This is a genomic window from Bradyrhizobium guangzhouense (assembly GCF_004114955.1).
Taxonomy (GTDB): Bacteria; Pseudomonadota; Alphaproteobacteria; order Rhizobiales; family Xanthobacteraceae; genus Bradyrhizobium; species Bradyrhizobium guangzhouense.
In genome coordinates this window covers 2,149,271-2,171,393 of sequence record NZ_CP030053.1, presented here as the reverse complement: position 1 = coordinate 2,171,393, position 22,123 = coordinate 2,149,271, and the positions used below count along the sequence as shown (strand labels likewise).

General features: G+C 63.5%; 19 protein-coding genes. 12 read left to right on the top strand and 7 right to left on the bottom strand.

The window, feature by feature from the left end; translation table 11 throughout:
- The first annotated feature begins 131 nt into the window (after positions 1-131).
- Positions 132-557 carry a hypothetical protein gene (locus tag XH91_RS10410; RefSeq protein WP_128950518.1) on the top strand — a complete coding sequence of 142 codons (426 nt, stop codon included), beginning with the start codon at positions 132-134 and terminating at the stop codon, positions 555-557.
- Between the two features lie 13 nt (positions 558-570).
- On the opposite strand, the gene XH91_RS10405 is transcribed toward XH91_RS10410, so the two are convergent.
- Complete coding sequence (locus tag XH91_RS10405; protein ID WP_128950517.1) at positions 571-1,533, bottom strand: helix-turn-helix domain-containing protein; 963 nt, start codon at positions 1,531-1,533, stop codon at positions 571-573.
- A 514-nt stretch (positions 1,534-2,047) separates the two neighbouring features.
- On the opposite strand from XH91_RS10405, the gene xoxF5 reads away from it, so the two are divergent.
- From xoxF5 to XH91_RS10370, 7 genes are all read left to right on the top strand, one after another.
- Positions 2,048-3,850 (top strand): lanthanide-dependent methanol dehydrogenase XoxF5, encoded by a 1,803-nt coding sequence (gene xoxF5, locus XH91_RS10400; RefSeq protein ID WP_128954792.1) that lies wholly within the window; start codon positions 2,048-2,050, stop codon positions 3,848-3,850.
- A 111-nt stretch (positions 3,851-3,961) separates the two neighbouring features.
- Entirely contained in the window at positions 3,962-4,450 is a 489-nt protein-coding gene (locus tag XH91_RS10395) for a c-type cytochrome, methanol metabolism-related (protein ID WP_128954791.1), read from the top strand.
- Positions 4,451-4,511: 61 nt separating this feature from the next.
- The gene (locus XH91_RS10390; protein WP_128950516.1) at positions 4,512-5,621 is read left to right on the top strand and encodes an S-(hydroxymethyl)glutathione dehydrogenase/class III alcohol dehydrogenase; all 1,110 of its coding nucleotides are present in this window, start codon (positions 4,512-4,514) and stop codon (positions 5,619-5,621) included.
- 31 nt (positions 5,622-5,652) lie between these two features.
- Positions 5,653-6,216 carry an S-(hydroxymethyl)glutathione synthase gene (gene gfa / locus XH91_RS10385; protein ID WP_128950515.1) on the top strand — a complete coding sequence of 188 codons (564 nt, stop codon included), beginning with the start codon at positions 5,653-5,655 and terminating at the stop codon, positions 6,214-6,216.
- A 615-nt stretch (positions 6,217-6,831) separates the two neighbouring features.
- Positions 6,832-7,284: a (2Fe-2S)-binding protein gene (locus XH91_RS10380; protein WP_128950514.1), complete on the top strand. Its 453-nt coding sequence runs from the start codon at positions 6,832-6,834 to the stop codon at positions 7,282-7,284.
- A 1-nt stretch (position 7,285) separates the two neighbouring features.
- Entirely contained in the window at positions 7,286-9,598 is a 2,313-nt protein-coding gene (locus XH91_RS10375) for a xanthine dehydrogenase family protein molybdopterin-binding subunit (RefSeq protein WP_128950513.1), read from the top strand.
- Between the two features lie 54 nt (positions 9,599-9,652).
- A complete protein-coding gene (locus XH91_RS10370) occupies positions 9,653-9,916 on the top strand; it encodes a hypothetical protein (protein ID WP_128950512.1) in 264 nt (87 codons plus the stop codon).
- Between the two features lie 263 nt (positions 9,917-10,179).
- Here XH91_RS10370 and XH91_RS10365 read toward each other — a convergent pair whose 3' ends face one another.
- The 4 genes from XH91_RS10365 to XH91_RS10350 all read right to left on the bottom strand — a co-directional run bounded on the left by XH91_RS10365 (position 10,180) and on the right by XH91_RS10350 (position 14,549).
- Positions 10,180-11,904, bottom strand: coding sequence for a methanol/ethanol family PQQ-dependent dehydrogenase (locus tag XH91_RS10365; protein ID WP_128954790.1), 1,725 nt, complete (start codon positions 11,902-11,904; stop codon positions 10,180-10,182).
- A gap of 129 nt (positions 11,905-12,033) precedes the next feature.
- On the bottom strand, positions 12,034-12,684 hold the full coding sequence (locus tag XH91_RS10360; protein WP_128950511.1) for a QcrA and Rieske domain-containing protein: 651 nt from the start codon (positions 12,682-12,684) through the stop codon (positions 12,034-12,036).
- Positions 12,685-12,947: 263 nt separating this feature from the next.
- On the bottom strand, positions 12,948-13,412 hold the full coding sequence (locus XH91_RS10355; RefSeq protein ID WP_128950510.1) for a group III truncated hemoglobin: 465 nt from the start codon (positions 13,410-13,412) through the stop codon (positions 12,948-12,950).
- 285 nt (positions 13,413-13,697) lie between these two features.
- On the bottom strand, positions 13,698-14,549 hold the full coding sequence (locus XH91_RS10350) for a 3-hydroxybutyryl-CoA dehydrogenase (RefSeq protein ID WP_128950509.1): 852 nt from the start codon (positions 14,547-14,549) through the stop codon (positions 13,698-13,700).
- A 354-nt stretch (positions 14,550-14,903) separates the two neighbouring features.
- Between XH91_RS10350 and XH91_RS10345 the strand changes: the two genes are divergently transcribed.
- On the top strand, positions 14,904-15,602 hold the full coding sequence (locus XH91_RS10345) for an ABC transporter permease (protein WP_128950508.1): 699 nt from the start codon (positions 14,904-14,906) through the stop codon (positions 15,600-15,602).
- On the opposite strand, the gene XH91_RS10340 is transcribed toward XH91_RS10345, so the two are convergent.
- Positions 15,576-16,385 (bottom strand): ABC transporter substrate-binding protein, encoded by an 810-nt coding sequence (locus XH91_RS10340; RefSeq protein ID WP_128950507.1) that lies wholly within the window; start codon positions 16,383-16,385, stop codon positions 15,576-15,578. The genes XH91_RS10345 and XH91_RS10340 overlap by 27 nt on opposite strands.
- Before the next feature lie 309 nt (positions 16,386-16,694).
- Between XH91_RS10340 and XH91_RS10335 the strand changes: the two genes are divergently transcribed.
- The 3 genes from XH91_RS10335 (at position 16,695) to XH91_RS10325 (ending at position 20,434) form a co-directional block, all read left to right on the top strand.
- Entirely contained in the window at positions 16,695-16,967 is a 273-nt protein-coding gene (locus XH91_RS10335) for a hypothetical protein (RefSeq protein WP_128950506.1), read from the top strand.
- A 164-nt stretch (positions 16,968-17,131) separates the two neighbouring features.
- Complete coding sequence (locus tag XH91_RS10330) at positions 17,132-18,142, top strand: hypothetical protein (RefSeq protein WP_128950505.1); 1,011 nt, start codon at positions 17,132-17,134, stop codon at positions 18,140-18,142.
- A gap of 285 nt (positions 18,143-18,427) precedes the next feature.
- A complete protein-coding gene (locus tag XH91_RS10325; protein ID WP_128950504.1) occupies positions 18,428-20,434 on the top strand; it encodes a putative bifunctional diguanylate cyclase/phosphodiesterase in 2,007 nt (668 codons plus the stop codon).
- Between the two features lie 18 nt (positions 20,435-20,452).
- Here XH91_RS10325 and hutU read toward each other — a convergent pair whose 3' ends face one another.
- Positions 20,453-22,123 (bottom strand): urocanate hydratase, encoded by a 1,671-nt coding sequence (hutU, locus tag XH91_RS10320; RefSeq protein WP_128950503.1) that lies wholly within the window; start codon positions 22,121-22,123, stop codon positions 20,453-20,455.

Sequence of the window (22,123 nt, the reverse complement as noted above, 5' to 3'; positions counted from 1 at the left end):
TCGCGCACCGAAGTCAGGCGGCTTGCCCCTGCGCATCCGACAAAGCCTGGTGTCACAAGCACATTGGCCGGCTATGATCACGCGCTGTCGCCGGGCGCCCCTCTCTGCTCCGGGCAAGAAAGGCCGAGCGCATGAAACCCGATGCCGTCGCCATCGCCGCCCTGGTCATCCTGCTCTTTCCGATGGGCTATTTCCTGCTGGCCTCGCCCGCATTCCTGCTGGTGAAGCTCGACATTCCGCCCGTCACGCAGTTGCTGCGCGGGATGTTCAACATCCAATTCCGAATGATTGCCGTGACCGGTGTCCTTGCGACCGTGGCTTTCCTCGTCGCTGGTCGGCCGCTGTTTGCCATGGGCATCGGCTTGATCGCGACCCTCGCGATCCGGGGGCGCGGCTGGTTCATGCGACGGATGGACGACGAGCTCAGCGCCAGGGATGCCGGCGATCCCGATGCCGTTCGTCGACTACGTCAACTGCATTGGAGCGGCATGCTCTGCAACGCAACGCTGGTCGCGGCGCTCGTGACCAGCATTCCCTACGTAGCTACCTCGAGTTAAGCAGCAGACCCGCCTAGGTTTCGTCCACCGCGCCCTGCTGTGCCTTGTGGATCGAGGACGGCACCACGCCGAAATATTTCCGGAATACGCGGCTGAAATGCGATGAGCTGGAGAAGCCCCAGGAGAATGCGACATCGGTGATGGTCTTGCCGCCGTGAGCCTCAAGTTCCTGCCGGCAATTCTGCAGGCGTGCCTGCCAGATGTAGTCGCTCACCGTGGTGCCGCGCTCCGAGAACAGCATGTGCAGATAACGCTTGGAGCAGCCGAGCTCGGCGGAGATCTGGTCGATGCACAGATCCGGATCGCGCAAATGTTCGCGGATGAAGAATTGGGCACGCACGTACATCGCCTCGGGCCCGACCCGATCGAACATCGTGTCGGCTTCGCGCAGCGGCAGCAGCAGCAGGTCGATCAGCGAATCGGCAACACCGACCGCGCTGTTGGCCGACAGCTTCGCCGCCTCGTCGAACGTGGCATGGACGAAGTCGTGGGCGATTCGCCCCGTTCCGATCTTTGCCGAGAGCTTGCAGGCCGGCATGCGCTGTGACGGGAAGCCACGATCGCGCAGCAGGGCCTTCGGCACGATCACCACGTCATGGCGTGTGAAAGCAGGGCTGATGATCGAGTGAGGACAGGAGACGTCATAGGCGATGATGTCGCCCGGATTCAGCTCGATGTGGCGGCCTTCCTGTTCGAAGTAGGACACGCCATAGGTCTGGAAATGAATCTTGATGTACGGGTGCTCGTTGGCCTTGGCGCGCGCGAGCGTGTGCGCGATGCGATGCTGGCTGACTTCGATCTGACAGAGCTTCAGCCGCGAGACCGAGGTGTAGTCGATGCGCCCTTCGAGCGAGGACGCCTCCAGCGGATCAACATCGAAGTGACCACACAGGCTCGTCAATCCGTCGACCCAGCTCTGGATCTGTCGCTTGGGCGTCAGTCCCGTCGTCGAGAGCGTGTGAATTGTGTCGGACATTAATCCAGCCACTGGTGATACCCGGAGATTCGACGCGAATCGCGGCCAGCGCCTGCTGGAGCCCTCAGCCATGATTGCGTGACGTTTACCTCAAATTTAGGCGGTCTTTTGAAACGAGCGCCATCGTTCCCTTGCCACCCTTGACGGTTAATCCTCCGCCTTAGTTGCACCGCCGTCAAGGGGAACCTGAGCGTTGAGCGTGGCGCCGCGCCGCACCGAAGCCGCTGAATTCGCTACCGCAAAATCAAAAACTTTGCGTTCGTGCGCTGTCGAGCAAAGCGGGTTCACTCTTGGGCAAGTTTCCCGTTGGCGAAGTCGTTAGGGATTGCGGCAGGAACAAAAAGAACGGGCCGCTCCTGCACGTGGACCCGTAGCTCTCATCAGGAGGAGGAAACAGCACAGCATCGTTTCTGGTCCCCTAAGTGACCGCCCTGCACGAGCAGACGCCGGACGAGAAGCCCGGTGATTAAGCAATGCTTCGGAAACAATAAACGAGACCAACGGAGGAATGACTATGCGCAAGGTGCTACTGGCGACCTTTCTCGGCTCCGCGGCGGCTCTCGCCGTCGGGACCGCGTCGGCCAATGACGAGTTGATCAAGATGTCGCAGAACCCGAAAGACTGGGTGATGCCGACCGGCGACTACGCCAACAACCGCTACTCCAAGCTCAATCAGATCAACGCACAAAATGTCGGCAAGCTCCAGGTTGCCTGGACCTTCTCGACCGGCGTGCTGCGCGGCCACGAAGGCGGCCCGCTGATCGTCGGCAACATGATGTACGTCCATACGCCGTTCCCGAATAAGGTCTACGCCATTGACCTTTCGAACGAGAACAAGATCGTCTGGAAGTACGAGCCGAAGCAGGATCCGAACGTCATCCCGGTGATGTGCTGCGACACGGTTAACCGCGGCCTCGCTTTCGGCGACGGCAAGATCTTCCTGCATCAGGCCGACACGACTCTCGTCGCGCTCGACGCCAAGACCGGTCAGGTCGCATGGACCGCCAAGAACGGCGATCCGAGCAAGGGCGAGACCGGCACCTCGGCACCGATGGTCGTCAAGGACAAGGTGCTGATCGGCATCTCCGGTGGCGAGTTCGGCGTTCAGGCCCACATGAGCGCCTACGACATCAAGACCGGCAAGCTGGCCTGGCGCGGTTATTCCGAAGGGCCGGATGACCAGATCCTGGTCAACGACAGCACCACCGCACTCGGCAAGCCGATCGGCAAGGATTCGAGCCTCAAGACCTGGCAAGGCGATCAGTGGAAGATCGGCGGCGGCGCCACCTGGGGCTGGATTTCCTACGATCCCGAGCTGAACCTGATCTACTACGGATCGGGCAACCCCTCGACCTGGAATCCGAAGCAGCGTCCCGGCGACAACAAATGGTCGATGACGATCTGGGCACGTAACCCGGACACCGGCGTTGCCAAGTGGGTCTATCAGATGACGCCCCATGACGAATGGGACTATGACGGCGTCAACGAGATGATCCTCTCGGATCAGTCGATCAACGGCCAGGCCCGCAAGCTGCTGACGCATTTCGATCGTAACGGCCTCGGCTATACGCTCGACCGCGCCACCGGCGAGCTTCTGGTCGCCGAGAAGTACGATCCGAAGGTGAACTGGACCTCCGGCGTCGACATGGACAAGAACTCGCCGACCTATGGTCGTCCGAAGGTGCTCGACGCAGCTTCGACCGACAAGGCGGGCGAAGATCACAACGTGAAGGGCATCTGCCCGGCGGCGCTCGGCACCAAGGACGAGCAGCCGGCAGCCTACTCGCCGGACACGCAGCTGTTCTACGTTCCGACCAACCACGTCTGCATGGACTACGAACCGTTCAAGGTGAGCTACACCGCGGGCCAGCCCTATGTGGGTGCGACGCTCTCGATGTATCCCCCGCAGGGCGATACCAACATGGGTAACTTCATCGCCTGGGACGGCAAGACCGGCAAGATCGTGTGGTCGAACAAGGAGCAGTTCTCGGTCTGGTCGGGTGCACTCGCAACCGCAGGCGGCGTGGTATTCTACGGCACGCTCGAAGGCTACCTGAAGGCGGTCGACGCCAAGACCGGCAAGGAGCTCTACAAGTTCAAGACTCCCTCCGGCATCATCGGCAACGTGACCACCTATGAGAACGGCGGCAAGCAGTATGTCGCAGTGCTCTCGGGCGTCGGCGGCTGGGCCGGTATCGGTCTGGCAGCAGGTCTGACTGACCCGACCGCAGGCCTCGGCGCGGTCGGTGGCTACGCGGCTCTCAGCAACTACACGGCGCTCGGCGGCACGCTGACCGTGTTCTCGCTGCCCAACTAGTCTCTGTTCGGTATCGCTCCGGCGCGTGGATCAGCTCCACGCGCCGGCTTGTCTCCACCTGATGCCTTCGAGGAACATCTCTTGCGTAAAATCTGCTCTGTCATTGCTGCGATGATCTTCGTTGCGTCCGGGGGAATTGCTGTTGCGGACGGATCGGGCGATCCGACCGCCGTCAAACAGAACGAAACTGGCGAATGGCTCGATAAGGACGGGAATCCGACCTACAAGATCAACGGCGACTCCGTCGACTGGTATACCTATTCCGGGTATCGCCGCTATCACTCCGACTGCCATGTATGTCATGGCCCCGACGGCATGGGCTCGTCCTATGCGCCGGCGCTGAAGGATTCGCTCAAGACGATGAGCTATGCCGACTTTCTCAGCACCGTTGCGTCTGGTCGCAAGAACGTGTCGACCGCGGCAGAGAACGTGATGCCGGCCTTCGGCGATAACCCGAACGTCGCCTGCTACATGGACGATCTCTACATCTATCTGCGCGCCCGCTCCAACGACGCCTGGGGTCGCGCCCGACCGGCCAAGCATGAGGACAAGAACGACGCCTATACCAAGAATGAAGACTCGTGCATGGGCAAGAAGTGAACGTTTGCAGCCCGGCCGAGACTTACGTCTCGGCATCCTGCGAGAATTTGAGGAGTTACCGATGAAGACACGCGCCGCTGTCGCTTTCGAAGCCAAGAAACCGCTGGAGATCGTCGAAGTCGATCTGGAAGGACCGAAGGCCGGCGAAGTCCTGGTCGAGATCAAGGCGACGGGCATCTGCCATACCGACGCCTATACGCTCGACGGATTCGACAGCGAAGGGATATTCCCGTCGATCCTCGGCCATGAGGGCGCCGGCATCATCCGCGAGATCGGCGCGGGCGTCACCTCGGTGAAGCCGGGCGATCACGTCATCCCGCTCTACACGCCGGAATGTCGGCAGTGCAAGAGCTGCCTGAGCCAGAAGACCAATCTCTGCACCGCGATCCGAGCGACGCAAGGAAAGGGCGTGATGCCCGACGGCACCAGCCGGTTCTCCTACAAGGGCAAGCCGATCTACCACTATATGGGCTGCTCGACCTTCTCCAATTTCACGGTGCTGCCCGAGATCGCGGTGGCGAAGATCCGCGAGGACGCGCCCTTCGACAAGAGTTGCTACATCGGCTGCGGCGTCACCACCGGCGTCGGCGCCGTCGTCAACACCGCGAAGGTCACGCCCGGCTCCAACGTCGTCGTGTTTGGTCTCGGCGGTATCGGCCTCAACGTCATCCAGGGCGCCAAGATGGCCGGCGCCGACAAGATCATCGGCGTCGACATCAACGACTCCAAGGAGGAATGGGGTCGCCGGTTCGGCATGACCGACTTCGTCAATCCCAAGAAAATCACGGGCGACATCGTCCCGCATCTGGTTACCCTGACCGACGGCGGCGCCGATTACACCTTCGACTGCACCGGCAACACGACGGTGATGCGCCAGGCGCTCGAAGCCTGCCACCGCGGCTGGGGCACCTCGATCATCATTGGCGTTGCCGAAGCAGGCAAGGAGATCGCCACCCGTCCGTTCCAGCTCGTCACCGGCCGCAACTGGCGCGGCACCGCCTTCGGCGGCGCCCGCGGCCGCACCGACGTGCCGAAGATCGTCGACTGGTACATGAACGGAAAGATCCAGATCGATCCGATGATCACCCACACACTCAAGCTCGAAGACATCAACAAGGGCTTCGACCTGATGCATGAGGGCAAATCAATTCGTTCAGTCGTCGTGTTCTAGCCCAAGCGTCACCCCCAAGGAGGATCGACCCATGACTGTTGCACTCCACCCATCGATCGATAACGGCCTCAAACAAGGTACCGGGCACTTTGCCGGTGGCACGCTCGCCTGCAAATGCAAGGACCATCAGGTCAAGGTCGGCATCAAGGGCGACGTGGCGCACAACCACGCCTGCGGCTGCACCAAGTGCTGGAAGCCGCAGGGCGCGACCTTCTCGGTCGTGGCCGTCGTCCCGCGCCAGAACCTCACCGTGCTCGAGAACGGCGACAAGCTCCAGATCGTCGACGCCTCCGCGGTGATCCAGCGGCATGCCTGCAAGGCCTGCGGCACCCACATGTTCGGTCGGATCGAGAACAAGAACCATCCGTTCTACGGTCTCGATTTCATCCATCCGGAGCTGTTCCAGGAGCAGGGCTCGCAGGCGCCGCAATTTGCCGCTTTCGTCTCCTCGGTGATCGAGTCCGGCGTCAAGCCCGAGCAGATGGCCGGCATCCGGTCGCGGTTGAAGGAAATCGGCCTCGAGCCCTATGACTGCCTGTCGCCGGCGCTGATGGATGCGATCGCGACCCACGTGGCGAAGGCCAAAGCTGCCTGACAAGGCCGCGTGACGATGCCCCGTCCGCTCGCTGGTTCGCCAGCGAGCGTGATGGGTGCGGCTCTCGAACGATTGCGGCCATGCTGCCGCCTGAGCGCTTTGCGTATGCGAGCGCGTCCCGCTCCCTCAGTCCTGGTCTTTGAATGACTGCGCAGAGCCGCCCCTCTTCCGTCTTGAAGTCGGCGCGGCCCAGCGATTCTCCCTCCCTCGACTGAGGACTACTGCTTCGTCCGCCCAGTCCCTCTGGCGGACGAAGCTTTTTCGCTGCAGCTTCGATTTCCTGATCGCCCCACGCACGACGCCTTGTCGCGCCCTGCTTTTGACAAACCCCGGATGCAGCCTGTCGACGTCGACTACACCCGGCTGTGAATGCCGGTGCGGCGCGTTTCCTGCTACGGTCGCGCCATCACGATGCCGCGCGAGTTCAATCAAATAAGAACAAAACGGGAGGTATCGAGCACATCCGGACATCACGATTCGCATTCCAGCTTCCCGCCGGGACCTGCCCGTGTGGGACGACGAGTTGGAATGCAATCACACCGACACTACGGGCATTGCGCCGACCGAAATCGGCAATGTTGAAATCAGCAAGCTTATGAAGAGCGAGGGACGATCATGATCAAGGTGAAGATCAACGGCCAGGAACAGAGCTGGGACGGCGACCCGGATCTGCCGCTACTCTGGTTCCTGCGCGACGAAGCCGGCCTGACCGGTACCAAGTTCGGCTGCGGCCAGGCGCTTTGCGGCGCGTGCACCGTCATCGTCGACAAGGAGGCGGTGCGCTCCTGCATTACCTCGATCAACGATGTCGCCGGGCGCGAGGTCACCACGATCGAGGGGCTGCATCCGGACGGAGATCATCCTGTCCAGAAAGCCTGGCGCCAGGTCAACGTTCCCCAATGCGGCTTCTGCCAGGCCGGCCAGATCATGCAGGCGGCTGCGCTGCTGATGGACAATCCCAAGCCATCGCACGACCAGATCCGCGAAGCGATGTCCGGCAACATCTGTCGCTGCGGCTGCTATCAGCGCATCGAGAACGCGGTTCATCTCGCATCGACGGGAGTGTGACATGAATTTCATCGACAATCCCGGCAAGCTCCGTGGCTTCGAGAAGAACATCAAGGTCGAGAAGATCTCCCGCCGCAGCATCCTCAAGGGGCTCGGCGTCACCGGCGGCTTCGTGCTCGCCGCGCCCGTGATGACGCGGCAGGCCTTTGCCTACGAGACCGGCGCCGGCAAGATGCCGCATGGCGTCGTGGTCGATCCGCGCGTGTTCGTTGCGGTCGCGCCTGACGGCACCGTCACCATCCTCGCCCACCGCTCCGAGATGGGCACCGGCGTGCGAACCAGCCTGCCGCTGATCGTGGCCGAGGAGATGGAGGCCGACTGGTCCAAGGTCAAGGTGCAGCAGGCTCCTGGCGACGAGGTGAAGTTCGGCAATCAGGACACCGATGGTTCGCGCAGCACGCGGCACTATCTGATCCCGATGCGCCAGATCGGCGCCTCCGCCCGCACCATGCTGGAGCAGGCTGCGGCCAAGCGCTGGAATGTGCCGGCGACCGAGGTGAAGGCGGTCAATCACGAGGTGGTCCACAGCGCCAGCGGACGCAAGCTCGGCTTCGGCGAGCTGGCTGCCGATGCTGCCAAGGAATCGGTGCCTGCTGTCGAAGGCCTCAAGCTGAAGGATCCGAAAGACTTCCGCTATCTCGGCAAGGGCCAAGTCAGCATCGTCGATCTCCACGACATCACCACCGGCAAGGCCCGCTACGGCGCCGACGTGCGTCTTCCCGGCATGAAATACGCCGTGATCGCGCGCCCGCCGGTGACCGGCGGCAAGCTCACCTCGTTCGATCCGGACGCGGCGCTGAAAGTGCCCGGCGTCGAGAAGGTGATGAAGGTTCAAGGCTGGCCGTGGCCGTCGAAATTCCAGCCGCTCGGCGGCGTCGCCGTCATCGCCCGCAACACCGGCGCTGCGATCAAGGGCCGCGACGCGCTGAAGCTGGTCTGGGATGACGGCGCCAACGGCAAGTACGATTCCGTCGCCTACCGCAAGGAGCTCGAGGAGGCCTCGCGCAAGCCGGGTCTGGTCGTGCGGCAAGAGGGCGACGCGGACGCCGCGCTGAAGTCCGCCGACAAGGTCGTAACAGGCGAATACTACCTGCCGCATCTTGCCCATGTCAGCATGGAGCCGCCGGTCGCGGTCGCCGACGTCAAGGGCGACAAGGCGGAGATCTGGGCGCCGGTGCAAAGCCCCGGGGGGACCCGCGAGGACATCGCCAAGACCCTCGGCATTCCCGAGGGCAATGTCACCGTCAACGTCACGCTGCTCGGTGGCGGTTTCGGCCGCAAATCGAAATGCGACTATGCGCTCGAGGCAGCGCTGCTCTCGAAGGAGCTCGGCGTGCCGGTCAAGGTGCAATGGACGCGCGAGGACGACATCCACCACGACTTCCTGCACACGGTCTCGGTGGAACGGATCGAGGCGGGGCTCGACAAGGACGGCAAGGTGATCGCCTGGCGTCATCGCAGCGTGGCGCCGACCATCGCCTCGACCTTCGCGGCCGGGGCCAAGCATGCAGCGTCGTTCGAGCTCGGCATGGGGCTCGTCGACATGCCGTTCGAGATCGCCAACATCTCCTGCGAGAACCCGGAAGCCGCGGCGTTCACCCGCATCGGCTGGTTCCGCTCGGTCTCGAACATCCCGCGCGCCTTCGCGGTGCAATCCATGGTCGGCGAGATCGCGAATGCGACCGGGCGCGACCAGAAGGAGACGTTGCTCGCGTTGATCGGCAGCCCGCGCATCGTCAAGCCAAACGTCAAGGACCTCTGGAACTACGGCGAGCCCTATGACAGCTACCCGATCGACACGGCGCGCCTGCGCAAGGTGGTCGAGCTGGTCGCCGAGAAGGGCGAATGGGGACGGACGGTGCCGAAGGGCCATGGGCTCGGCATCGCCGTGCACCGCAGCTTCGTCAGCTATATCGCCACCATCGTCGAGGTGGCCGTCGACGAAAAGGGCAAGCTGACGGTGCCACGGGTCGACACCGCAATCGACTGCGGCACCTATGTCAACCCCGAGCGCATCGCCTCCCAGATCGAAGGCGCCGCGATCATGGGCCTGAGCCTCGCCAAATACGGCGCGGTCACCTTCAAGGACGGCAAGGTGGAGCAGAAGAACTTCGACGACTTCCAGGTCGTCAGGATCGACGAGGCTCCGCTGGTGACGAACGTCCACATCGTGCCGCCCGCATCCGACACGCCGCCGAGCGGCGTCGGCGAGCCCGGCGTGCCGCCTTTCGCACCGGCGCTGATGAACGCGATCTTCGCCGCGACCGGCAAGCGCATCCGCGCGCTTCCGATCGGCAAGCAACTTGAGGCTTAGCGGGAACACAAACGGCGTCGCGCCGTTTCCCATCGATCTGACAGGAGCAGATCGATGATCAACATTCCCAGGGCGCTCGCAGTCTCGCTGCTGTCGAGCGCCTTTCTTTTGACCACGGCGGCCGCGTTCGCCCAGAGCAGCAACACCACGCCGCCGACCACGGCGACGCGCCCCACCGCGCCGGACCAGAGCTCGCTTCCCAACGCCAGCGCCCCACCCGCCTCGACCACCCAGACCACAGGTCAGAGCAGCACCGATCCGAAGGTTCGGGAGATGAATCAGGCCGAGAAAGACAAGGTCGATCGGCAGGGCAAATAGTGACCTGACGGCTCCGCATGAATGTGCCCTCTCCCCTTGCGGGAGGGGCAGCGACGCTGGGAGATGCGCACTCCCTCGGATGAGGGGTTGTCTCCGCGAATCCAACTGCCTTATGAAGCTGCTGAAGCAACCCCTCATCCGGCGCTTCGCGCCACCTTCTCCCACAAGGGGAGAAGGAATGAAAGGACGCAAAATGCGGCGGACGTTGCCGTCCGCCGCATTTGCCCCCTGTCGCTCCGCGTCTCTCGATCCGCCTGCGGAGCTCATTTCTTCAGCGCGAACACCCAGATCACGCCGCCTTGCGGCACGTTGGACTCGATGCCGATATTGTTGGTCGCGAGCGCGTCCTGGATCCGCTGCGCGTCCACGCCCCAGCCCGACTGGATCGCGACATATTGCGTGCCGTCGATCTCATAGGACATCGGCATGCCCATGATGCCTGAGTTGGTCTTCTGCTCCCAGAGCAGCTCGCCGGTCTTGGCGTTGAAGGCGCGGAAGTTGCGGTCGTTGGTGCCGCCGGCGAAGACGAGATCGCCTGCGGTGGCCGTCACCGATCCGAACATCTGCGACTTCGGGAAGTTGTGCTGCCAGACCTTCTTGCCGGTCGCGGGATCCCAGGCCTGGATCTCGCCGAAATGATCGGCGCCCGGCTTGGTCTTCAGGCCGATGTCCTCCGGCTTGGTGCCGAGCCAGAGCTCGCCGGGCTTGAGCGGGATCTTCTCGCCGGTGAAGCCGCCGCAGAAATTCTCGTTCGCGGGCACGTAGACGAGACTGGTCTTCCGGCTGTAGGCCGCCGACGGCCAGTCCTTGCCGCCCCACAATGACGGACAGAACTCGACGCGTTTGCCCACCACCGGCTTGTGATCGGGATCGAGGATCGGCTTGCCGTTCTCGTCGATGCCCTTCCAGACGTCGGTCGAGACGAACGGCCAGCCCGCGACGTAGTTGATCTTGGTCGGCGTGCGCTCGAGCACCCAGAAGATGGCATCGCGGCCGGGATGGATCAGGCTCTTGATGCTGCGGCCGTCGCGCTGGAGATCGACCAGCATCGGCGCATCGACCTCGTCCCAGTCCCAGGAATCGTTCTGGTGGTACTGGTGATAGGTCTTGATCTTGCCGTTGCCGGGATCGAGCGCGAGCACCGACGATGTATAGAGATTGTCACCGGGATGCATCTCGCCGGGCCACGGCGCGGCATTGCCGACACCCCAATAGATCGTCTTGGTGTCCTTGTCGTAGGTGCCGGTCATCCAGGCCGAGCCGCCGCCGTTCTTCCAGTCGTCGCCCTGCCAGGTGTCGTGGCCGGGCTCGCCCTCGCCAGGAATGGTGAAGGTGCGCCACAGCTCCTTGCCGTCCTTGGCATCGTAGGCAGCGACATAGCCGCGCACGCCGAACTCGCCGCCAGAACCGCCGACGATGACCTTGCCATCGACGATCAGCGGCATCAGGGTCATGTACTGACCCTTCCTGTAATCCTGCACCTTGGTGTCCCACATCACCTTGCCGGTCTTGGCATCGAGCGCGACGACGTGGTCGTCGGTGGTGGCGAGATAGAGCTTGTCCTCCCACAGGCCGACGCCGCGGCTGGTCGGATGCAGCTGGAACAGATCGTCGGGGAGCTGCCGCTTGTAGCGCCAATATTCGTCGCCGGTCTTCGCATTCAGCGCGATCACCTGCCCCATCGGGGTCGCCACGAACATCACGCCGTTGTTGACGATCGGCGGCGCCTCATGGCCTTCGACGACGCCGGTGGCGAATGTCCAGACCGGCGTGAGGTCCTTCACGTTCGAGGTGTTGATCTGGTCGAGCGGGCTATAGCCCTGCCCGTCATAGGTGCGCCGATAAAGCATCCAGTTGCCGGGTTCCGGATTTTCCAGGCGCTGCTGGGTGACGGGCGCGTAATTCTCGATCGGGCCGGCGATCACGGCGGTCGAGACGACACATGTGAAGGCGACGAAGCCGGACAATAACCATTGCTTCCTGGTCATGTACGTTTTCATGGACGTTTCCCCTTTTCATCCGAATGAATTCTTGTTTTGAATTCTTGTCGTTCGTCCCGAAATCCGCCGCTGGGCGGATGCGGCCTCTCGTGAGGCGGGCGTATCCCGCACGATCCATCATCCCTGCTGCGCGCCACCTACCTTTCCGATGAAGCCACCCGCAACGCTGAGCGAACCGTCGCTTAACGACAGCGGCAGTGCCGCGAGGCGTCGTGGGGCGGGCCCGAACACGACCTGCGCGCCCTGGCGAGGATCATATTCGGAGTTGTGGCAGGGACACTTGAAGACGGTCACGTCGCCCCCCTGATCCGCCTTCACCCATTCCGTTACCGGACAGGCGGCATGAGCGCAGACCGCCGAATAGGCAACAATACCGCCGGCTGCGCGTGCGCGCGTGGTCTCATCGAGCTCGTTTGCGTCGAGCTTCACGACAAGAATCTCGTTCAGGCGTGAGCCGCTGCGAACGACAGAGGTTTTTGGATCCTTCGGCCAGGCGCGAACCGGAGGGCCGCCCAGCTTCAGGTCGTCCGGCTTGATGAGCTGACCTTCGTTGTCGCCCTCGGAGAGCACGAGCAGATCGCCTTTCTGCGGCCGCTCGTCAGCACCCGGCTGATCATCGTCAGCCCTTGCTGGCGCGGGCCTGGCCAGGCAGGCCGTGGTGGCGAGCGCACCGAGCAGCAGCGCTCGTCGCGTTTGCTCGGCGCAGGTTTCAGGTTCCGCAATGTTGTCGGAGGATGACGATGCGATGTTGGATGATGCATTCGACATGCATGCTAGCAGGCGCTGGAACTCTGCCGAAATGAAGGCGAAGAATTGGCGCCGCAGTGCATCAATATGGCCTTACTCGCTTTGATTGAACACGATTGCACGCATTCAAACGCGTTTTTGCCGTTTCCACATCATGCCGCGCGATCGGCATGATGATTTTGCAGATCAGGTCGATGCTCCAGGAATTGGTGCGGCACGCGGTTGGCCAGACGATGCAACTTTTAAGCGATTCAACCGCAAGGTCTCATGGCAGCTTCGCGCGTTCAGGACCGCAGCACATGGCGCGGCGATGCGATGCGGCCGGCGATGGTGGCCGATGCCATCTCGAAACTGTCAGCGATGCGACGGGCCCGGTCGATGAAAAGGCCGGCCGCCGGCGGCGGGCAGACCTCGCGCGCTGTCTGTTCGAACAGGTCGAGCCAGCGGTCGAAATGATCGCCCTTCAAGCCGAGCGGCATATGCGCCCGCATCGGGGAGCCGTGATAGCGGCCGCTCATCAGCGCCACCGAGGACCAGAAGTCCTTGAGCTTGGCCAGATGCTCGTCCCAATTCTGCACGATCGCGAAGACCGGCCCGAGCAGTGCATCCTCACGCACCCGTCCATAGAAGCGGGTGACGAGTTCCCCGATCATCTCCTCGGTGATCCCGGTGCGCTCGATCGCATCCTGGGTGAGCAGGTTCCGCCGCGCGGCCGCCGCCTCGCGCTCGGCCTTCAGTCGATCCGACATGTCCTTCGTTTTCCGATTTGTTGTTCCCGCGAGCCGCCCATTCAACATTGTCGGGCCAAGTGCGCGCGACGTCTTTGTCGTGGCGCAAATTGCGGGTTGGGCGGCGGGCAAATTCGAGCCCGGCGCATGCTCCTTGAGCATTATTGTAGGGTGGGTTGGGCGAAGCCGTAACCCACCATGCTTCTGCGCATGCGACCGAAGTTGGTGGGTTACTCAACGAACCGCGCTTCGCGCAGCCGCTAAGCTAACCCACCCTACAGCGCCATCTTTGCAGCGATTACAGGTTCACGCGCCGTAGCTATAAAAGCCCTGCCCGGTCTTGCGGCCGAGATGGCCGGCATCGACCATTTCCTTGAGCAGGGGGGCTGGACGGTATTTAGGATCGTTGAAGCCTTTATAAAAGACCTCCATCACCGACAGCATGGTGTCGAGGCCGACCAGATCAGCCAGCGCCAGCGGCCCGATCGGATGGTTGCAGCCGAGCTTCATGCCGGCGTCGATTTCTTCCGCGGTCGCGATGCCCTCCTGGAGCGCGAAGATCGCCTCGTTGATCATCGGGCACAGGATGCGGTTGACGGCGAAGCCAGGGCTGTTCTTGGCCGTGATCGCCACCTTGCCGACGCGCTGGGCGAAGTCGAGCGCCGTGGCGTGGGTGTCGTCGGACGTCTGCAAGCCGCGGATGAGTTCCAGCAGCTGCATCACCGGAACCGGGTTGAAGAAGTGCATGCCGATGAAGCGATCGGGACGATCGGTCGCCGCGGCAAGCTTGGTGATCGAGATCGACGAGGTGTTGGTGGCAACCAGCGTGCGCGGCGACAGCGTGGCGCAGAGGTCCTTCAGGATCTTGACCTTGAGCTCCTCGTTCTCGGTCGCGGCCTCGATGACGAGATCGCAGTCGGCAAGCTTCGCCCGATCAGTGGTGCCGGTGATGCGCTTGAGCGTCGCCTCGCGGTTGGCCGCCGAGATCTTCTCCTTCTTGACCAGGCGCTCAAGGCTGCCGCCGACGGTCGAGATGCCGCGGTTCACCGCCGCATCGGAAATGTCGACCATCACGACCGACAGCCCGGCCGCGGCGCAGATTTGGGCGATGCCGTTGCCCATGGTCCCGGCTCCGATGATGCCAACGGTATTGATCATGGAATGACGTCCTTCTCGTTGACGGGCCGGCCTTGAGCGGCAGCGTGCCCGGTTTGACCTGAATTTCGAGCCGCGGCGCGCTTTGCGTGCTGCACCGCATCCAGGCTCTTCCTTAGCGCATCCGTGGCGAGAATAAAGCCGCCTTTCCGTAGGCAAAGGACATGATTTGGCGACCTCGCGGCCTGATCGGCCCGAGTTTTGCGGCTGGTTTCGCCCCCTGAGAGTATCCAAGCCGCTCCGTGCCTGTATTCTCTGACACTCGTCACGACGGCAGGGACGAGTTTTGAAGCGAGGTCGCGGCCACGGCAGTGACCATCCCTTGACATTCGGCCTGGCGCCGAGACATCACGCCGGATGAACGATTTCACGCGATCCATCGTTGCCGCATTCACGCTGATCGGCGAGGCCGATCCCGAGCTGCTCGGCATCGTCGCACTGTCGGTGCGCGTCAGCCTGACGGCCAGCATGATCGCGCTGCTGATCGGCGCGCCGTTCGGAGCCTTGCTGGCGATCACGCGCTTTCGTGGGCGCCAAGTCATCATCGTGCTGACCAACGCGCTGCTCGGCCTGCCGCCAGTCGTTGTCGGGCTCGCGCTTTATCTTCTGCTGTCGCGCTCCGGTCCGCTCGGCGCGGCCGGCCTGCTGTTCACGCCGACGGCGATGGTGATCGCGCAGACTCTGCTGGCAACCCCGATCGTGGTCGCGCTGGTGCATCGGCCGGCGAGCCTGCTATGGGCTGAATATGGCGACCTCGCGCGGATCGACGGGCTCTCGACGCTGCGCAGCATCGGCCTGTTGTTCGCGCTCGGCCGCACCTCGCTGCTGACGGCGTTTCTCGCCGCGTTCGGGCGCGCCATCGCCGAGGTCGGCGCCATCATCATCGTCGGCGGCAATATCAGGGGCTTTACCCGCACGATGACGACGGCGATCGCGCTGGAGACCAGCAAGGGCGACCTGCCGCTGGCGCTCGGGCTCGGTTTGATCCTGCTCGCGCTCAGCATCGCGGTCTCGACCGTCGCCTTCCTGCTAGTGGGACGCGTTGGGGAAAAATAGCTGATCGCCGCCGACCTTGTAGCCGGCGATCGCATCCTGCCCCTTCGCCGAGATCAGCCAGTCGATGAAGGCCTGCCCGTCCTTCGCCTTGACGTTCGGATGCTTGTCCGGATTGACCAGCATGACGCCGTATTGGTTGAACAACCGCTTGTCGCCTTCGGTCAGGATCGCAAGCTCGCCTCTGTTCTTGAACGACAGCCAGGTGCCGCGGTCTGACAGCAGATACGCATTCGACGACGACGCCATGTTCAGCGCGGGGCCCATGCCCTGGCCGATCTCGCGATACCAGCCGTCCTTGCCGGCAGCGGGATCGACACCGGCCTCCTTCCACAATCTCAGCTCGGCGGCATGCGTGCCGGACTTGTCGCCGCGCGAGATGAACAGCGCTTTGGCCGCCGAGATCTTGCGCAGGGCGTCGACGACGTCCTTGTCGCCGGCGATCTTTGCGGGGTCGCTCTTCGGGCCGACGATGACGAAGTCGTTGTACATCACGTCGAAGCGCTTCACGCCCTGGCCTTCCGACATGAACTTGTCTTCGGCCGGCCTGTCATGGACGAACACAACGTCGGCATCGCCGCGCCGCCCGATATCGAGCGCCTGGCCGGTGCCGACCGCGACCACCTTCACCACGATCCCTTCCGCCTTCGTAAACAGCGGCAGCAGATAGCCGAACAGGCCGGACTGCTCCGTCGACGTCGTCGAGGCCACGGTGATGCTGCGGTCCTGCGCCATCGCGCATGTCGACCAGACCAGAACCGCTGCGATGGCGGCAAGCTTCTTCATGATATCGTCCTCACTCTCAGATGATTCAAACTAGATGGAGAGGATGACGCAGGAAAGCCCGACATTGGGCGTGTGCGCCTCATGAGCGCTATCGCGTATAGGGCGGTCCTCCTGCGACGCATCCTTCGAGACTCTGCATCCGGCGGGCCCTGACGATGAGGGCGGAATGCTTGGCCGCCGTGTCGGCGGTTGCTTCACGCCGGCCTCACGGCTGTTGAACCTCACGTGATGAGTCCTGCAATCACGTGGCGGCGCGGAATTTCGCACGTTCCGGCCGATCCCTAGGGATACAACAGCTTTGAGCGTCCCATGACAAAGACAAATATCATTGCCACCTTGCGGATCATCCTCTCACTTGCGATCGCGGGTCCAGCGCAGGCCTGGCCTGGACAGTCCTCGAGCGTCGACTGCGCCTGGGGCAACGAAACCACAGACTGCGAAGCGCTCGCCATGGCGCTCGTCCGCAAGCATGCGCCGGCGCGTTCGAACAGCCGCAAAGCAGAGCGCGCCGTCATGCCTTTTTCGTCGTCGCGCCTGCCCGATCATGACGAAGATCCGCTTGCATCGATGCATTTCGAATGAACGCTGTGGCCCGCCGGCCTGTGCAGATGTTCTGCAATTGGTCCCGCCTCAATTGACAGGGGCGTGACGGCCGGGGCAGTTTTTCACATTGCTGGCGAATCAGCTGAAGCCCACGGCCCCGAGTACCTCTTGGACAACTCCCAGTGCTTTCGAGACTGATATCGTTGCTGAGCCGCATTCCTGCGGTGAAATGGGCGTTCAACCGGCTTCGGCCCCTGCCGCACAGCGGCAGCATCGAGCTGACGCCGAGCGCAGCGGATGAACAGCCCGCCGTCATCGCGATCGCAGAGGCCGCTCCGACCGCCGAGACAATCGCCGGCGAGGATTCGTCCCCGGAGACGTTGGCAGCAATTGCGCCCGGCGTCGTCGAGGAGATTTCAATCTGTTCGGTTGAGATCGCGCATGAGCCGGTTGATGCGCCCGAACTGATCAGCAGCGATCCGCCGGCGCAACGCTTGGCGAATGTCGAGCCTGATGACGTGGATGAGGCTCCGGCACCGTCCGTCGAGGTCGGAGCAATCGATGCTCCCGAGCCCGTCGTCATCAGCGGCCTCCCCGCAGAATTGCTGGCGAACGCCGACCCCGAACTCGTGGAAGAGGCGCCGGTCGCTTCTGCCGAACTCGAAGCGGCCGAACCTCAAGAGCCCGTCATCAACTGCGATGCCGACATCGCGGCGCCTGTCGTCGCCGAGGTCAGGATCGACACCGAGGCGGCTCCTGATGTCGTGATGGGGATCGAGCCGGTCGTCGCAAGCGATCCCGTGGCCGACGTCGCCGACGCTCCTGTCGTCGCTGCACAGGTTGAGGCTCCTCCGGCTGCCACTCCGAAGAAGCCTCGCGCAAAGATCGTCGAGCCAACCGATCGCGCCGCGCTGATCCGGCAACGCTGGGCCGAGACCGGGATCAGGATGTGGAACCCGCGGCTGCACGGCACCGGCGATGCAGCGCTCAACATCCAGGGCCGCATCGGGCTGCTGCCGCCGGAGCCGGGCGAGACCATGCCGCGCTACGACAAGCTCGAATTCAGGATGCTCGGCGGACAGGTCGTGTGCGAGGGCGTCATCGTCGAGGCGCCCGTGCACGCCGGCCAGCGCAGCTTCACCCGGCTCGCCGAACCGCGCGGCGCCGATCGCAACCGTGAGCCCGTGCGGGAACGCCAGGTCGCGCTCGCCTGATCCTTTTCCGCTGCGATAAAGCGTCGCGCCGCGACGGGATGTCTGGCCGGGTCCTGTATGGTTAGCGGAACGTGGCCGCGATCGTTTGCAACGATCTGCGGCGCGAGACGGCATCCGCGCCAGCCGCGCATCCTTAACAGTCTCTCACCAATGCACGCGAGCTGCCCGTTCCGCGACGGCGCGCAACCGCAACTAGAGTTCCGGAAGGAACCAATCTAACGCCCTCTTTACTCCCGCCGTGCAAGATCGACTTCGTTTTTGAAGGGATTTGGGGCGCGTATTGCCATGCCTGCCGTCAATTTGAAGGCCTACCTCGCCGCTGCGATGCAGCTGTTTCGCGTCTCCGACGATCCGGACCTGACGCGCGCGCAGTTCGACGCCTTCTCCAAGCAGATTCCGCTGCTCTACTTCATCCTGATCAGCAACACGATCGCGGTGGCCTATACCTACGTCAACGTCGCACCGGACTGGCTGACGATGATCGTGCCGGGCGTGCTCACGGTGCTCGCCGCGCTTCGGACCTTCTGGTGGCTGCGCCAGCGCCATTTCGTGCGCAGCGATGCCGACATCCTGCGCAATCTGCGCGCCACGAACTGGATGACGCTGCCGATCGCCGCCGGCTTCACCGCCTGGTCGTTCGCGCTCTATCCGTACGGCGATCCCTTCGCCAGGAGTCAGGTCGCGTTCTACATGGCCGTGACCGTGATCGGTTGCATCTTCTCACTGATGCATCTGCGTTCGGCTGCGCTGATCGTGACGCTGATCGTCGACGTGCCCTATGTGCTGTTCTTCTGGGCGACGGGCGAACCGACGCTGAAGGCGATTGCGGTCAACAACCTCCTGGTCTCCGGCGCGATGGTAACGGTGCTGTTCATCTATTACCGCGACTTCGCCGATCTCGTCGCCAGCCGCAAATCGCTGCTGGTTCAGCAGGCGGCGACGCAGGCGCTGTCGGACGAAAACTTCTGTCTCGCCAATCTGGATTCCCTCACCGAGCTGCCGAACCGCCGCCGCTTCTTCGCCGAGCTGTCGAGCGCCTTCAACGATGCCGAGCGCAGGCACGTGCGCGTCGCAGTCGGCATCATCGATCTCGACGGCTTCAAGCCAATCAACGACAATTACGGCCATTCGGTCGGCGACCGAGTCCTGATCGAGGCTGGACGCCGCATCCGCGAGGTCTGCGAGGGCTTCGGCCCGCAGCGTGTGGAGTTCGCGCGCCTCGGCGGCGACGAGTTCGGTCTCGTCGTCTGCGGCGACCCCGAAGATGCCGATCTCGAGCGGCTCGGTGAACGCATCGGCGAGCAGGTCAAGCTACCCTACCAGCTCGACACCGCCCACACCGGCCTGTCGTGCTCGATCGGTTTTGCGCTGTACCCGCGCTCGGCGTCGACGGCAGAAGCGCTCTATGAATGCGCGGACTATTCGCTCTACCACGCCAAACGCCATCTGCGCGGCCGCACCGTGATCTTCTCGAGCGAGCACGAGGCCGAGATTCGTAGCCGCGGCGTGATCGAAACCCTGCTGCGCACGGCCGATTTCAGCGCCGAGATGGACCTGGTGTTCCAGCCGATCGTCGATGCCATGAGCGAGCATACCGCGGGCTTCGAGGCGCTGGCGCGCTGGCAAAGCCCCCGCCTCGGCTGGGTCTCGCCGGCCGACTTCATCCCGGCCGCCGAGCGCATCGGCCTGATCCGTCCGCTGACGCAGGCGCTGCTGGTGCGCGCGCTCGCGGCGGCCAGGACCTGGCCGGACCATACCCGCCTGTCGTTCAACCTCTCGGCCCACGACATCTGCTCGCCCGACGGCATCCTGCCGCTGATCGCCATCATCGAAAACAGCGGCGTGCCGCCGCGCCGGCTCGACTTCGAGATCACCGAGACGGCCGTGACCTTCGACTTCGCGCGCGCGCAGCAGTCGATCGCGGCGCTGAAGGCCATGGGCTGCGGCATTTCGCTAGATGACTTCGGCACCGGCTATTCGTCGCTGAGCCACGTGCACCGGCTGCCGCTGGACAAGCTCAAGATCGACCGCAGCTTCGTCGCCGACATCAACGACAATCCTGTGAGCCACAAGATCATCAAGTCGTTGACGGGCCTGTGCGACGACATGGAGATCGCCTGCGTGGTCGAAGGTGTCGAAACCCGCGCCCAGCTCGACAGCCTGCGCCGCCTCGGCTGCGACTTCGTGCAGGGCTATTATTTCGCAAAGCCCATGCCGGGCGCGGCGATCGAGGACTACCTCGCCAGGGAGCGCGAACGGCTTGACCACGGCGCAGCCAAGGTCGTGGCCTGAGCCGGACTGGTTGCCTGGCTACTTCGAAAGGCTCGGCAAATCGAGCCCCTTGTCGCGGGCGCAGTCGATCGCGATGTCGTAGCCCGCATCCGCATGGCGCATGACGCCAGAGGCGGGATCGTTCCACAGCACACGCTCGATGCGCCTCGCCGCTTCCGGCGTGCCGTCGGCAACGATCACCATGCCGGCGTGCTGGGAATAGCCGATGCCGACACCGCCGCCATGATGCAGCGACACCCAGGTCGCCCCGCTGGCGCAATTGAGCAGCGCGTTCAGCAGCGGCCAGTCGGACACCGCGTCCGATCCGTCCTTCATCGCCTCGGTCTCGCGGTTGGGGCTCGCCACCGAGCCAGAGTCGAGATGATCGCGACCGATCACGATGGGCGCCTTCAGCTCGCCGCGCGCCACCATCTCGTTGAAGGCAAGGCCGAGGCGATGGCGATCGCCGAGGCCAACCCAGCAGATCCGCGCCGGCAGGCCCTGGAACTTGATGCGCTCCCTGGCCATATCGAGCCAGTTGTGCAGATGCTTGTCGTCGGGCATCAGCTCCTTGACCCTGGCGTCGGTCTTGAAGATGTCTTCAGGGTCGCCCGACAGCGCAGCCCAGCGGAACGGCCCGACGCCGCGGCAGAACAGCGGGCGGATATAGGCCGGCACGAAGCCGGGAAAATCGAAGGCGTTTGTCAGACCCATGTCCTGCGCCATCTGGCGGATGTTGTTGCCGTAATCGAGCGTCGGGATTCCCTGCGCATGGAAATCCAGCATGGCCTGGACGTGCTCGACCATCGATGTCTTGGAGGCGCGCTCAACGGCCTTCGGATCGGAGGCGCGCTTGGCCTCCCAATCAGCGAGAGTCCAGCCCTTCGGCAAATAGCCGTTGATCGGATCATGCGCGCTGGTCTGGTCGGTGACGATGTCGGGTTTGACGCCGCGGCGCACCAGCTCCGGAAAAATCTCGGAGGCATTGCCGAGCAGGCCGACCGAGACGGCCCTCTTCGACTTGGCCGCGTCCGCCATGATCGCCAGCGCTTCGTCGAGCGTTGCCGCCTGGCGGTCGAGATAGCCGGTGCGCAGCCGCATCTCGATGCGGCTCGGCTGGCATTCGACAGCGAGCATCGAGGCGCCGGCCATGGTCGCCGCCAGCGGCTGCGCGCCACCCATGCCGCCGAGGCCGGCGGTGAGAATCCATTTGCCGGCCAGGCTGCCGCCATAGTGGCGACGGCCGACCTCGACGAAGGTCTCGTAGGTGCCCTGCACGATGCCCTGGCTCCCGATATAGATCCAGGAGCCCGCGGTCATCTGGCCGTACATCATCAGGCCCTGGCGATCGAGCTCGTTGAAATGATCGAGCGTCGCCCAATGCGGCACGATGTTGGAGTTCGCGATCAGCACGCGCGGTGCATCGGCATGGGTGCGGAAGATGCCGACCGGCTTGCCGGATTGCACCAGCAGGGTCTGGTCGCTCTCGAGCTTGCGCAACGCATTCGTGATCCGGTCGAAGCTCTCCCAATCGCGCGCGGCGCGGCCGATGCCGCCATAGACGACGAGCTCGCTCGGCCGCTCGGCGACATCGGGGTCGAGATTGTTCATGAGCATGCGCAGCGGTGCTTCCGTCAGCCAGCTCTTGGCGCTGATTTCGCTGCCACGAGGCGCGCGGATGGTGCGGTCATTGTCCAATCGGCGGTTCAT

Excerpts from the sequence above, each read along its gene's own strand:
- XH91_RS10410 (WP_128950518.1), top strand. The coding sequence starts at position 132 with ATGAAACCCGATGCCGTCGCCATCGCCGCCCTGGTCATCCTGCTCTTT.
- XH91_RS10405 (WP_128950517.1), bottom strand. The coding sequence starts at position 1,533 with ATGTCCGACACAATTCACACGCTCTCGACGACGGGACTGACGCCCAAG.
- xoxF5 (WP_128954792.1), top strand. The coding sequence starts at position 2,048 with ATGCGCAAGGTGCTACTGGCGACCTTTCTCGGCTCCGCGGCGGCTCTC.
- XH91_RS10395 (WP_128954791.1), top strand. The coding sequence starts at position 3,962 with ATGATCTTCGTTGCGTCCGGGGGAATTGCTGTTGCGGACGGATCGGGC.
- XH91_RS10390 (WP_128950516.1), top strand. The coding sequence starts at position 4,512 with ATGAAGACACGCGCCGCTGTCGCTTTCGAAGCCAAGAAACCGCTGGAG.
- gfa (WP_128950515.1), top strand. The coding sequence starts at position 5,653 with ATGACTGTTGCACTCCACCCATCGATCGATAACGGCCTCAAACAAGGT.
- XH91_RS10380 (WP_128950514.1), top strand. The coding sequence starts at position 6,832 with ATGATCAAGGTGAAGATCAACGGCCAGGAACAGAGCTGGGACGGCGAC.
- XH91_RS10375 (WP_128950513.1), top strand. The coding sequence starts at position 7,286 with ATGAATTTCATCGACAATCCCGGCAAGCTCCGTGGCTTCGAGAAGAAC.
- XH91_RS10370 (WP_128950512.1), top strand. The coding sequence starts at position 9,653 with ATGATCAACATTCCCAGGGCGCTCGCAGTCTCGCTGCTGTCGAGCGCC.
- XH91_RS10365 (WP_128954790.1), bottom strand. The coding sequence starts at position 11,904 with ATGACCAGGAAGCAATGGTTATTGTCCGGCTTCGTCGCCTTCACATGT.
- XH91_RS10360 (WP_128950511.1), bottom strand. The coding sequence starts at position 12,684 with ATGTCGAATGCATCATCCAACATCGCATCGTCATCCTCCGACAACATT.
- XH91_RS10355 (WP_128950510.1), bottom strand. The coding sequence starts at position 13,412 with ATGTCGGATCGACTGAAGGCCGAGCGCGAGGCGGCGGCCGCGCGGCGG.
- XH91_RS10350 (WP_128950509.1), bottom strand. The coding sequence starts at position 14,549 with ATGATCAATACCGTTGGCATCATCGGAGCCGGGACCATGGGCAACGGC.
- XH91_RS10345 (WP_128950508.1), top strand. The coding sequence starts at position 14,904 with ATGAACGATTTCACGCGATCCATCGTTGCCGCATTCACGCTGATCGGC.
- XH91_RS10340 (WP_128950507.1), bottom strand. The coding sequence starts at position 16,385 with ATGAAGAAGCTTGCCGCCATCGCAGCGGTTCTGGTCTGGTCGACATGC.
- XH91_RS10335 (WP_128950506.1), top strand. The coding sequence starts at position 16,695 with ATGACAAAGACAAATATCATTGCCACCTTGCGGATCATCCTCTCACTT.
- XH91_RS10325 (WP_128950504.1), top strand. The coding sequence starts at position 18,428 with ATGCCTGCCGTCAATTTGAAGGCCTACCTCGCCGCTGCGATGCAGCTG.
- hutU (WP_128950503.1), bottom strand. The coding sequence starts at position 22,123 with ATGAACCGCCGATTGGACAATGACCGCACCATCCGCGCGCCTCGTGGC.